The organism is Clostridium sp. LS3, assembly GCF_055330225.1.
Genome location: NZ_CM143921.1, coordinates 3,349,651 through 3,362,501 on the forward strand (window position 1 = coordinate 3,349,651; position 12,851 = coordinate 3,362,501).

Below are 12,851 nucleotides of genomic sequence, written 5' to 3' on the forward strand. Positions count from 1 at the left end.
TCTATAATTCTTTTACTAATACATATCTTCTTAGTCCACCATATTTAATTTTATCTCTTTTAATTTCATATCCCAAATTTTTAAAGGTATTCACACTATATTTATTATATGGTGATGCTGTTGACGTTAATAGCTTAACTTTTTCATTTCTTGCTATATCTTCAACCTTCCCACAAAGTATTTTTTGAAGCCCATTACCTCTATAGTCACTTCTAACTACGGTTGATTCAACTTGTCCTACATCAAGCAAACTTTCACCTTCTAAGTCTAAATCATAACCATAGTTTCCTTTTTCATATCCTTTTTTTATATAAACTGCCATTGCAATTAAATCATCTTTTTCATCTAAATATCCTATTACTTTTGCTCCCTTTTCGAAATACTCTATAAATTCTTCTTTATCAGTTGGAGCATATAATTGCTTGTCTTCTAGGTCTTCCATTATTATGTCTTGTAATTTCATTATTTCTTCTATATAGCTTAAATCAAGCACTTTGTAACTTACTTTTACTGTACTTCCACTTTTATTTTTTAACATTAGTATATTATCCATTGTAGTATACCTCCTTACAAATTATATAATATCATATTTTAATAATAATAATACTCCTTATAATAAAAACAGGACTATTTCTTTATATATCCTGTTTCATTTATATAACTGCTTTATTATTTTACTAATTTCATATATTAATAAGTTTTATCTTTTAAAAAATCAAATATTTTTTCTATATATGGAATTAGTATATCGTCATTTTCTAAATAAAGTTCATGTTTTCCATTCTCAAATCTAACTAATTCACAGGATTTACACTTCTTAGAAAATTTATTCTCTCCCTTTTTGCCAACTAGTGAATCTTTCCCTGCCTGAAAAATTAAAACTGGTATATTTATTTTAGATATATTTTCTTTTTTAAATATAGATTTAATTGCCTTAAGTGATTCATATAACCATACGAAAGAGCCTCCACCTCTTTGAATATTTGAATTACATATTACTTCTTGATAGTAACTCCTATACCTGTTCTCATTAGATGTATGTGAAAATAAAAAATCATAAGTACTTTCAAATGGCATATTACCAAATATAAACTCATCTCCCTTACCTATTAAAATAACTATTTTACTAATTATTCTTGCCAAGAAATTAGGTATTCTACCTATTGATATTTCTAACATTGGAGAAGACAATATGGCTTTTTTAAAATAATCTGGGTATTTTTCTAAAAACATTGCACCTATAGCTCCCCCCATAGAGTGAGAATATAAATATATACTATTACTTTTTTTCACTACATTATCTATAAATTTTTTCAAGTCATCAACATAATAATTAAAATCTTCAACATTAACTTGAGTTTCATGTCTTTTACCTAAGTTTCCTGATCTACCATGTCCCCTATGCTCCATCATAAAAACAGAATATCCTTCTTTTATAAAGTAATATATTATTTCTGTGTACTTTTCTATACACTCTGTAAATCCATGAGAAATAATAATTTTGCCTATTTCATTTTTCACTTTAAATTTTTCATAATATATTTTTAAGTTATTTTCTCCTTTAAAATGTCCCTTTTCTCTTATATATTTAAGATGACTTTTTACATTTTCAACTATATCTTCATCCATTCCAAAATTATAGAAATATTCTCTTTTATTGTTTATATCTTTAGCTTTCATATCCAGCACCTCTATATACAATAATCCTTAATATTTTGTCTCTTTTTCTAGATTCTATTCCAGAAAAGTCCTATATCCTTATAATTAAGAACATTTTTAAAGGCTATAAATTTATATAAAATAAAAAGGGTGTAATAAACACCCCAACTTCAACTTTAACTAATTATGAAATTTTGTATTGCTAGTAATGCTTTTACATCTATATTTTCATTAGAATTTAAAAGTTCCCTTGCTTCATTCTTTGATAGCATCATAACTTCTATATCCTCATCTTCTTCTAAATTTTCAGTTGACATAATACCATCACAAAGACAATTTACAAGTGCAACTGATTCGTCAGTCATACCTACTGAAACATATACCTTTTCTTTTGTCTTTTTATAATCTATTTCTATTAAATCTAATCCTGTCTCCTCCTTTAGCTCTCTTTTTACCGCTTCCTCAAAGCTTTCTTTTCCATCAATAAGACCTGCTGGCAATTCTATAACGTAATCATTTATAGGTACTCTAAATTGTCTTATTATAACTAGCTTTTCTTCTTTAATATGCTTTGCAATTATTACTACAGCATCTATTGTTTCATTTCCACCATTAAAAAATTTATTATTTATTGTTTCTAAATTTTTTCTTGATGCTATGCTCCAATTTCTTAAAGTACCACTTTTGTTTATGTATTCTGCATTATATAACTTTAAATATTTTGTATCTGCTAGTGTTGTTAATTTATTTACTCTTACTTTACTCATAATACCAACTCCATTATTTTTAATGCTCTATAAAATATTATATATATAATATTTTTATTTTACAAATGATTTAGTATCTATATCTAATGTCAAAAACATTATTGTTTTAAAATTATATTATCTGTATAATATTTCTTAACAAACAATTGAAAGGTGTGTAAATTTGAAAGAAGTAAATAATAAACTTAAACAAAATATTTTACTCGGAACATATTTAATTATTCTTTACTTTATACTTTTAAATATAAAGTATATATCATCTACATTCGGAAATATTTTAGGAATTATAAAGCCATTTATAATTGCTTTTGCAATGGCATTTGTTCTTAATTTACCAATGAAGTTATTTGAGAATAAAGTATTCTATTTTTTAGATAACCAAAAATCTAGTTTTGTTAAATGCTTAAAAAGACCTTTATCTATTTTAGCAACATTTATTACTGTTATAGGCTTAATAATAGCTTTAGCTTTATTCGTTATTCCTCAGCTTGTTTCCAGTATATCAACTTTACTTGAAACTGTTCCTGACTATATAAAATCATTTGAAGCTTTAATTAATCAATATGCTTCATCAACTGAAATACTTGAAAATGTATATAATACTTTAGTCAGCACTTGGAGGGAATTACTTAAGGTTTTTGGACAATTGCTAACAACATCTCTTACAGGAATATTAAATACTACTGTAAGTATAACTAGCGGAGTTATAAATTTTGTTCTTTCTATAGTATTAACAATCTATATGCTGGCTAGTAAAGAAACTTTAATATATAATTTCAAAAAACTTTTATATGCTTTTACAAAAAAACCTTTGGCTGACAAGATAATAAACATAGGTAGGCTTTCAAATATAACCTTTTCCAAATTTATAACTGGACAATGCATTGAAGCCTTTATATTAGGAAGTCTTTGCTTTATAGGTATGAATATTTTATCTATGCCTTATGCTTTATTAATTAGTGTACTTATTGGAGTTACTGCATTAATTCCTGTTTTTGGTGCATTTATAGGAACAATTCCTGCTGTATTCTTAATTCTTATAATTAATCCTATACAAGCACTTTGGTTCATCGTATTTATATTATGTTTACAACAATTTGAAGGTAATGTAATATACCCTAGAGTAGTTGGTAATTCTGTTGGATTATCTGCAATTTGGGTTATGCTTGCCATGTTAGTTGGCGGAAGTACTTTAGGATTAGTTGGTATGCTGATTGGAATTCCAACCTTTAGTGTTGCTTATCAACTTATGAAAGAACATACAAATAAAAGGTTGAAAAATAATCACATAGAAATTCAATAAGGAAGTGAGAGAACTCTCACTTCCTTATTGAACTTCATCTATTTTCTTTAAAATTTCATCACATATTTTATGAGTTTTCAAAGCATCTTCTATTGTTGGATTTGGCTGTATCCCTGATTCTACAGCCCTTATAAATTCATTTATTATACTTTCAAAACCTCTTCTATATAAGATAGTATCCCAATCTTTAAATCTTATATTCTCTTCTACATTATTTATCAATATCTTTGAGTCCATTAAATTTTTAACTATTACCTTCTTCCCTGACGAAGTATATTCCAGTTCTTCTTCATTAGCCCCACTATCTCTATTCATCATAGCTATACATGTTGTATTTTTAGTAGTCATTGTAACAACTAAATTATAAATTAATCCATCTTTTTTCGATCCATTTACATTTATTGTTTCTATATCATCACTTGATAAAAACCTTAGTGTGTCTATAACATGAATAAAATCATCTAAAACAAATACTATTGAATCCTTCGGACTATTTACTCTGTTTTTCTCTAGTTTAATAACTGAAGGATTAACATAGTTTTTTAGATTTGAGTACATAGGTGCAAATCTTCTATTAAATCCTACCATTAATATTTTATTTGCATCTTTTGCCAATTTAGAAACTCTTATACTGTCTTCATAACTGTAACTTATAGGTTTATCAACATAAACATGAATATTATTTTTTAAAAGCGTTTCTATTATATTAACATGGCTTTCTGTTGATGTATGAACGAAAGCAGCATCAATATTCCTGCTAATTAATTCATCTACTGTAGATACCGCTTCACTTACTCTATATTTCTTTGATAAACTATTTAACTTTTCCTTATTACGAGTGCAAAAAACTATTTCTATTCCCTCTATAGCCGTAATAACAGGAAGATAAGCTTTTTCACATATGCTTCCCAAACCAATTATCCCTATTCTCATTAGCATTACCTCTCTTAAAATATATTCTTATTATATTTTAGCATATATTAATAAATCCTATAATTAAGTATCTTATATATTTTCTATTTTTAAATTATATAAAATAAAAGTGAGAAGCATTTTCCTCCCACTTAAATTAAACTATCTAATTTATCTTTATTTTCTTGTATTACTTCTATAAACTTTTCTGCAATAATTGAGTCAAATTGACTTCCACTACACTTTCTTAATTCTATAATAGCTTCATCATAAGTTTTTCTCTTATTATAAGGTCTATTTGATGTCATTGCATCAAAACTATCTACTACTGTAAGTACTCTTGCTAAATAAGGTATCTCTTCACCTTTTAGCCCTCTTGGATACCCCATACCATTATACTTTTCATGATGATGTAGTATAATTGGTATCATCTTTTCTAATGATTTAACTGGTTTAATAATTTCAACACCATTTTCTGAATGTTGCTTTATTATCTCCCACTCTTCAGATGTTAGTGGCATCTTTTTCATTAATATTTCTTGAGATATATTTATTTTACCTATATCATGCATATAGGCTCCATATATTAGTGTATCCTTATCTATTTTGTTTAGATTTAATTTTTCTGCTAATAATCTACTGTATAATACTACTCTCTCCGAGTGACCATATGTAAATTTATCCTTAGCATTAATAACGCTTATAAGTGTTTTAATTGATGTAACTAACTCTATGTCTTTTTCATCAATATCATTTTTTAATTCATCTAATATTGATGTATACGTTTCAACTCTATTTTTATTAAAAAATTTAGCTCTATATAGAGCATCATCAGCACTTTTTATAAGATCTACATCATTTTTAGCTTTATCTGGATAAACAGAAACTCCCATAGAAACTGTTAATGATCCTCTTGGTTGGTTTTCCTCTCCATAAAACTTAGTAGTTTCTATAATATGCCTTATATTATCTGCAACTAATATTGCATCTTCTTCAGTAGTATTAGGTAATATTATTGCAAATTCTTCTCCCCCATATCTAGCCACAATATCATGTTCCCTTATATTTTCTTTTAATATACTTCCTATACATCTTAAAACTTCATCACCTTTTTGATGTCCGTATAGGTCATTGTAATGTTTAAAATAATCTATATCAACAAATATCATAGAAACCTTTTCTTTTAATTTCTCTGATAATGTTATTTTCTCTTTCAATGCATCATGAAAATACCTATGATTAAATACCCCTGTTAATCCATCTTTATTTACCAGCTCTTCTAATTTACTTATATGTTCCCCTTCAATTTTAACATAAAAGCCCAAAGGCCATGCTGTGAGGAAAAATATTCCTGATAATATCAAATCATTTTGAAAACTCTTATTAACAGATGAGTAAGAGCCATAATAAATATCAATTCCCAAAATTAAAAATGATGATATTGAAGCAACAATTAATCCATTCCTTAATCCTAACTGTATAGTTGAACTAGTTATTATAAATAAAAATATATACTTATATTCACTTTGATAACCTCCTGAAAAGATTACTGCTCCAAAGAATATCGCAATAAAAACTAAATTTTCTATAAAGATAATTTTTCTGTATTTCTTTTTATTTATCTTATCATTTAATGAAAATGACCATAACACATATATTGCTAATAATAATAGCATCACAACCCCTAATGCCATAAACATAATTTGTTGGTACACTAAATTATCTAAGAACTCATTATCATTAAAAAAATATTGAAAAAATATAATAGCTGTGAACATTAATGATGCTAATTTTACTATTGAAACTATATCATTTATTTGCTTTCTTTTGTCTTTATCTATTTTATTCAAATTGTTCACCTCATAATCATTTGAATAAAGATCGGAAAAATCCGACCTTTATTTAATTACTCATCTCTTAAAGCCTTTGGTTCTTCTGGTTGATACATAGCCCAGAAGCATGCTGATGTAGATACTACAGATGCGATTACTGTAGCAAAAGCAGCTACTGCCATTAATACTTTATTATTTAATCTTTTCATTTCTTTTCCCCCCTTATCATATAAAAGATTTTTATAAATACAGAATCTATTATATTAACTAAAATATGCCCATATTTGGTTAATGTAAATACTTGCCATAATAATCCTATGTATATACAAGCTGAATATAACAAGAAAATTTCATTTTTACCTATGTAATATACAATTACATTAAACGCCACAATAATCATGTAAGTAGATAATATTATAATAGATCCTTTTTTTAAACTTTTTATTTTTTCTTCTTTTCTTATTGGCTTATTAGGGCTATCCACAGGTGCTAACTTATAAATAATTATTAGTGAAATAACATATAAAAGAATTCCTATAAAAATTATATAATTATTATTGAAACTTATATTTTTAGTTATATAAGCTGGGATTACTGATACTAATACTCCAACTACTGCACAATTAAAAGCTGTACTTGCATGTGCTCCGCCTGAAAATTTTCTTAAAATAGCTACAACAAAGGAAATTATTAAAGCTTCAATCATTACATTAAAAATTGTTCCTATTATTGCAACTAATAATATTGATATACTCATATGAAAAAATGCAAATAATCCATACTCTATAATACTAGTCTTATCTTCATCTAGATTTAATTGATTTTTTAAATTATTTGATATATTTTTACATATTAATTCTAAATTCATATTTTTTTAAGCTTCCTTCTTTTTTTATTTATAATATAAAAAATTGATATTATAATTGCTGTAATTGTCAATGATGGTATTCCTAATAAAGTTTTATTAATTGGATCTTTAAATAAAGTTTCTAAATCAAGTTCCATAAGATTAAGTATTAAAACATTTATTGCTTCAGATATTAGTTGAACTAAATATGTAAATATAATACTTTTTATCGCACTAATAACATCTATCTTATTATAAGAAATTATTATAAATAATAAAATTAAGACAGATAAAATCATATGTACTCCATAGCTTATTGGTAACATTCTAGCAGTATAAATAATTAGCGAAAACATTATACTCGTTATTAAATATTTTTTCTTATTTATTTCTGTTTTCGAGAAAATATAAACTGCAAATATAACTATAAAACTTTCTGGTATCGCTCTTAAAAAAAATTCTATTGGATATAATCTTAGCATCTTTTGTCTCCTTTACAAAACACTTATTTTTTCTTCTTTTGATTTATTTAATAATTTTACTACATTATATATTATTATGAAAACATATAACCTAATAAATATATCTCCAATACTAAGTACACTATATCCTATATCAAATATATCTGTTAAAGGTTTTAATTTTGTTGTAGAGTCTCCAAATATATGTATATCGTTTACTTTATTAAAGGCGTCTGGCTTTGCATATCCAGTAAAATATGAAAGTGTAGGAAATACCGGCATATATCCATTATTAGCCCAAATTGCTACATCATTTAATATTCCTCCAATCATAACAAATACTGATCCTAGTATAGCTGATATATACTGTTTATATGTAAATATTAGTGGTAAGTAAGAACATAAATATAGAGTTTTTAATATGCCAACATAGTTTATTACAACATAATTTTCCCTAAAAATATTAATTTGTACAATTAAATAAATTAACTCCATTACCATCACTGGATATATGGACCAATTCTTAAATAAAGGTTTTAATTTAAAACCTTTTATTTTACAAAATATGAATGAAATTAATATAGTTTCTATCATATCTTACCCTTTCCATATGTATAATTATAAAGTTTTATTGTAAATTATTCTTAATTAGTTATAATACTATATTCTTTTAACTATAACAATTATACTATCAATTGTTATTCTCTTCCATACTTTTTTTTCGACTAACCCGCTTTTTTTGATATTTTTACTCATATTTTATTTTTTATTGATTTTATTGTAATAAAAAAGGAAACCTATAGTTTCCTTCTTATTTAAGCATTATTATTTTTTTCCTTTCTACCCTTTCACTATATTTAATAATCATCCTATTTTTTATAATTTACATGTAATATATGATGCGCTATATAACTATTTGGCTTCTGTAAATATTCTTTATACAGTTTATCTATCATAGGATTTTCATGAGCTTTCCTTATTTTCTTATTTTTATCTTCATTATATATAGCATTCATCCTTCTTTTTAATATCTCTCTATCAGATTTTATAAACGGTTGTCCTCCACCATCAATACATCCACCTGGGCAAGCCATAACCTCTATAAAATGATATTTTGATTTTCCATTTTTTATTTCGTCCATTATTTTTTTAGCATTTCCAAGAGAGCTAACAACAGCTACATTAATATCTCTGCCATTTAAGCTTATTGTAGCCTCTTTAAGTCCCTCTAACCCTCTAACATTTTCAAAATCTATTTTTTCTAATGTTTTTCCTGTTATCCATTCATAAGATGTTCTAAGGGCAGCTTCCATAACACCTCCACTGGTTCCAAATAAACTTCCTGCTCCACTTGATACTCCTAATGGATTATCAAATTCTGCATCTGGTAAATTTTTTATATCTATTCCACCTTCTTTTATTATCTTAGCAAGCTCTCTTGTAGTTATAACTAAATCTACATCCTTTATGCCTTCATTACTAATCATTTCCTGTCTATTTGCTTCAAACTTCTTGGCTATACAAGGCATGATTGATACTACAAATAAATCATCTCTTTTTATTGAAAGCTCTTGTGGAAGATAATTTTTAGCTATAGCCCCAAACATTTGTTGAGGTGATTTACAACTTGACACAATGTTCATATTATCTGAATAATTATTTTCAGCATAATTCACCCATGCTGGACAACAACTAGTTATAAGTGGTAAATTTTCTCCTAATGTAAACCTCTCTATAAATTCATTTGCCTCCTCCATTATTGTTAAATCAGCTGCAAAATTAGTATCAAATACTTCATCAAATGATAACATTTTTAATGCACTTACAATTTTACCAGTAGACAACTCCCCTGATTGTAGTCCAAATTCCTCTGCAAGAGCTGATCTTACAGCTGGTGCAATTTGAGCAACAACATATCTATTAGAATCATCTAAAACTCTCCAAATATCCTTATAATCACTCTTTTCTCTTAGTGCACCAGTTGGACATACTGCTACACATTGTCCACAATAAGTACAATTGGTATCTCTTATAGGATCATTTGAAAATGTTGAAATATTAGTTCCAAATCCCCTATCAGCAACTGTTATAGCGTGTACTCTTTGCACCTCATTGCAAGTAGTTACACACCTTCTACATAATATACATTTTTCTCTATCTCTTATAAATCCATCTGAAATGTCCAAATCAAAATTTACACGTTCACCTTCGTACCTATCATCATTAATACCTAAATCTGATGCTAATTTTTGTAGTTCGCAATTTGTATTTCTATCACAATTTAAACAATCCTTTGAATGATTTGATAACAATAATTCTGTAATAGTTCTTCTTGCTTTAACTGCTTTAAGAGAATTAGTTTTAATTGACATACCGTTTTTTACTTCTGTTGCACAAGAAGGAACTAATCTTTCCCAGCCTTCTACTTCAACTAAACATACTCTGCAAGTTCCCTTACAATTTCTTGTGTTTCCATCTGCCATATACATATTACATAATGTTGGAATATTTATATTTAATTTTTTTGCTGCATCTAACATACTTGTCCCTTTTTCAACTTCTAAATCTATACCATTAACCTTTATACTTACCATTTTAATTTTCACCTCCTAAGCTTGTTTTTATTATGGCTTTAGTCGGACATGCTTCATAACATAAACCACACTTTATACACTTCTTAACATCAATTACATGCTTTTCTCTAATCTTTCCTTTAATAGCTAATACAGGACATGCTCTTAAACATTTTGTACATCCTATACAGTTATCTGCAACTTCATATTTAACTAATCCTTTACAAACCCCTGCTATACAAGTATTTTCTACTACATGATCTTTATATTCTTCACTAAAAAACCTTAAGGTGCTTAAAACTGGATTTGGTGCTGCTTCTCCTAATCCACAAAGTGATGATTCCTTAACTACTTCACATAGTTCTTTAAGTTTTTCTAAATCCTCTTCCACAGCATTTCCCTCTGTAATTTTCTTTAATAATTCTAATATTCTCTTATTTCCTATTCTACAAGGGGTACACTTACCACAGGATTCATCTACACTAAACTCTAAATAAAATTTTGCTATATCAACCATGCAGTTATCTTCATCCATTACTATCATTCCACCAGATCCCATCATTGAACCAATTGATGTTAAAGTATCATATTCTATAGGCAAATCTAGATATTCTTTTGGAATACATCCACCTGACGGTCCACCAGTCTGTATGGCTTTTAGCTCTTTATCTCCTAATATTCCTCCACCAATTTCGTATACTATGTCTCTTAAAGGCATTCCCATTGGGATTTCTACAAGACCGACATTATTAATATTACCTGCTAAGGCAAATACCTTTGTTCCAGTTGATTTTTCAGCTCCTATTGAGCTATACCACTTTGCCCCATTGTTAATTATTTGACTAATATTAGCAAAAGTTTCTACATTATTAACGCATGTAGGCCTTTGCCACAGTCCTTTTTCTGATGTTCTTGGTGGCTTCATTGTAGGCTCTCCTCTTAATCCTTCAATTGAATGTATTAATGCAGTTGCTTCTCCACATACAAAAGCACCTGCTCCATATTTGATTTGAATATCAAAATTAAAGCCTGTATCTAATATATTATTCCCCAATAATCCAAGCTTCCTTGCTTGATCTATTGCTATTTTTAATCTATGAACAGCTAAGGGATATTCTGCTCTTATATATATATATCCATTATTTGATCCAGTAGCGTAACCACAAATAGCCATTGCCTCAAGAACTAAGTTGGGATCTCCTTCCAAAATAGCTCTATCCATAAAAGCTCCTGGATCTCCTTCATCAGCATTACAAATTACGTATTTTATATCTCCAATAGCTCGTCTAGCAGTTTCCCACTTTCTACCTGTTGGGAATCCACCGCCCCCTCTTCCTCTAAGACCTGATTCACTTATCTCTTTTACAACTTCTTCTGGAGTCATAGTAGTAAGAACTTTCCCTAATGCTGTGTAAGCTCCAACTGCTAATGCATCTTCCATATTTTCAGGATCTATAACTCCACAATTTTTTAATGCTATCTTCACTTGCTTCTTATAAAAAGGAATTTCTTCTTTTATTTTTACTCTTTCTTTCGTTTCTTCATTTTCATAAAGTAACCTATCAACAACTCTGCCTTCTAATATGTGGCTTTCTATTATTTCTTTAACATCTTCCTCTGTTACTTTTATATAAAATACTCTATCAGGCATAATTTCTATTACTGGCCCTTTTGCACAAAATCCAAAACATCCTGTCATTATTACTTTTATATCATTTTCTACATTTAATCTAGATATTTCTTCATTAAAAGCTCTTGAAATATTATCTGCATTTGATGCTTTACAGCCAGGACCACCACAAATAAGTATATGCCTTTCTTTTATATTTCCTTTATTAAATTTATCTGGATTTTGTCTAACCTCTATATTCTTTTTACATTTCTCAACCTTTTCTAATAAATCACTATAATTAACTACTCTTTCCATACTAACCTTGCTCCCTTAAGTTATTTATTAATTCATTTACTTGAGGCTTAGTAAAGTATCCATATACCTTATCATTTACAAGAACTACAGGTGCAATTGCACATGATCCAACACATCTTAATGTATCTAATGTAAATAGTCCATCTGATGTTGTTTCTCCTTCTTTTATTCCTAATATTTTTTTAAAGTCTTCTAAGATGTCACAAGCACCTCTTACGAAGCATGCAGTTCCAGTACAAATACTTATTACATATTTTCCTTTTGGCTCTGTAGAGAAATAAGAATAAAATGTTATTACACCATAGACCTTTGATGCCGGTATCTTTAATCTCTCTGCTATATATTCCTGTACCTCTCTTCCAAGATATCCATATAATCCTTGTGCGTGATGTAATACAGCAATTAGTGAGCTTTCATCATTATTTCCCTCTTGGATAAATAATTCTAAATCTTTAAATTTGCCACATATATCTTTCAAATTATCTCCCCCATTTTTCTTAATTTTATAAATTTTCTAAATATTTCAACTAATTAAATATTAACATATTTTTTATTATTTTTAAATATATA

At 27.5% G+C, this 12,851-nt stretch carries 13 protein-coding genes; 1 reads left to right on the forward strand and 12 read right to left on the reverse strand.

Going from position 1 to position 12,851, the window contains the following annotated elements:
- Window position 1: 1 nt before the first annotated feature.
- The 3 genes from ACZJV1_RS15745 to ACZJV1_RS15755 form a co-directional block, all read right to left on the reverse strand.
- On the reverse strand, window positions 2-553 hold the full coding sequence (locus ACZJV1_RS15745) for a GNAT family N-acetyltransferase (protein ID WP_463650748.1): 552 nt from the start codon (window positions 551-553) through the stop codon (window positions 2-4).
- Window positions 554-690: 137 nt separating this feature from the next.
- Window positions 691-1,680: an alpha/beta fold hydrolase gene (locus ACZJV1_RS15750; RefSeq protein ID WP_463650749.1), complete on the reverse strand. Its 990-nt coding sequence runs from the start codon at window positions 1,678-1,680 to the stop codon at window positions 691-693.
- 155 nt (window positions 1,681-1,835) lie between these two features.
- Window positions 1,836-2,426, reverse strand: coding sequence for an NUDIX hydrolase (locus ACZJV1_RS15755; protein WP_463650750.1), 591 nt, complete (start codon window positions 2,424-2,426; stop codon window positions 1,836-1,838).
- Between the two features lie 163 nt (window positions 2,427-2,589).
- Here ACZJV1_RS15755 and ACZJV1_RS15760 point away from each other — a divergent pair, with 163 nt between their 5' ends.
- Window positions 2,590-3,729 carry an AI-2E family transporter gene (locus tag ACZJV1_RS15760; protein WP_460286664.1) on the forward strand — a complete coding sequence of 380 codons (1,140 nt, stop codon included), beginning with the start codon at window positions 2,590-2,592 and terminating at the stop codon, window positions 3,727-3,729.
- Window positions 3,730-3,753: 24 nt separating this feature from the next.
- Here ACZJV1_RS15760 and ACZJV1_RS15765 read toward each other — a convergent pair whose 3' ends face one another.
- The 9 genes from ACZJV1_RS15765 to ACZJV1_RS15805 form a co-directional block, all read right to left on the reverse strand.
- Window positions 3,754-4,662, reverse strand: a complete 909-nt coding sequence (locus tag ACZJV1_RS15765) for a Gfo/Idh/MocA family protein (protein ID WP_463650751.1) — start codon at window positions 4,660-4,662, stop codon at window positions 3,754-3,756.
- A 131-nt stretch (window positions 4,663-4,793) separates the two neighbouring features.
- Window positions 4,794-6,491 (reverse strand): bifunctional diguanylate cyclase/phosphohydrolase, encoded by a 1,698-nt coding sequence (locus ACZJV1_RS15770; RefSeq protein ID WP_463650752.1) that lies wholly within the window; start codon window positions 6,489-6,491, stop codon window positions 4,794-4,796.
- A 56-nt stretch (window positions 6,492-6,547) separates the two neighbouring features.
- On the reverse strand, window positions 6,548-6,682 hold the full coding sequence (locus ACZJV1_RS15775) for a cyclic lactone autoinducer peptide (RefSeq protein WP_047000973.1): 135 nt from the start codon (window positions 6,680-6,682) through the stop codon (window positions 6,548-6,550).
- Window positions 6,679-7,341, reverse strand: a complete 663-nt coding sequence (locus tag ACZJV1_RS15780; protein ID WP_463650753.1) for an accessory gene regulator ArgB-like protein — start codon at window positions 7,339-7,341, stop codon at window positions 6,679-6,681. Before ACZJV1_RS15780 ends, ACZJV1_RS15775 begins: the two co-directional genes overlap by 4 nt.
- On the reverse strand, window positions 7,338-7,802 hold the full coding sequence (locus ACZJV1_RS15785; protein ID WP_411168827.1) for a hypothetical protein: 465 nt from the start codon (window positions 7,800-7,802) through the stop codon (window positions 7,338-7,340). Before ACZJV1_RS15785 ends, ACZJV1_RS15780 begins: the two co-directional genes overlap by 4 nt.
- 12 nt (window positions 7,803-7,814) lie before the next feature.
- Entirely contained in the window at window positions 7,815-8,375 is a 561-nt protein-coding gene (locus tag ACZJV1_RS15790; protein WP_411168828.1) for a DUF5317 family protein, read from the reverse strand.
- Between the two features lie 275 nt (window positions 8,376-8,650).
- Window positions 8,651-10,381, reverse strand: coding sequence for an NADH-dependent [FeFe] hydrogenase, group A6 (locus tag ACZJV1_RS15795; RefSeq protein ID WP_463652171.1), 1,731 nt, complete (start codon window positions 10,379-10,381; stop codon window positions 8,651-8,653).
- Window positions 10,377-12,281 carry an NADH-ubiquinone oxidoreductase-F iron-sulfur binding region domain-containing protein gene (locus tag ACZJV1_RS15800; protein WP_463650754.1) on the reverse strand — a complete coding sequence of 635 codons (1,905 nt, stop codon included), beginning with the start codon at window positions 12,279-12,281 and terminating at the stop codon, window positions 10,377-10,379. Before ACZJV1_RS15800 ends, ACZJV1_RS15795 begins: the two co-directional genes overlap by 5 nt.
- A gap of 1 nt (window position 12,282) precedes the next feature.
- Window positions 12,283-12,759: an NADH-quinone oxidoreductase subunit NuoE family protein gene (locus ACZJV1_RS15805; RefSeq protein WP_463650755.1), complete on the reverse strand. Its 477-nt coding sequence runs from the start codon at window positions 12,757-12,759 to the stop codon at window positions 12,283-12,285.
- Window positions 12,760-12,851: the final 92 nt, after the last annotated feature.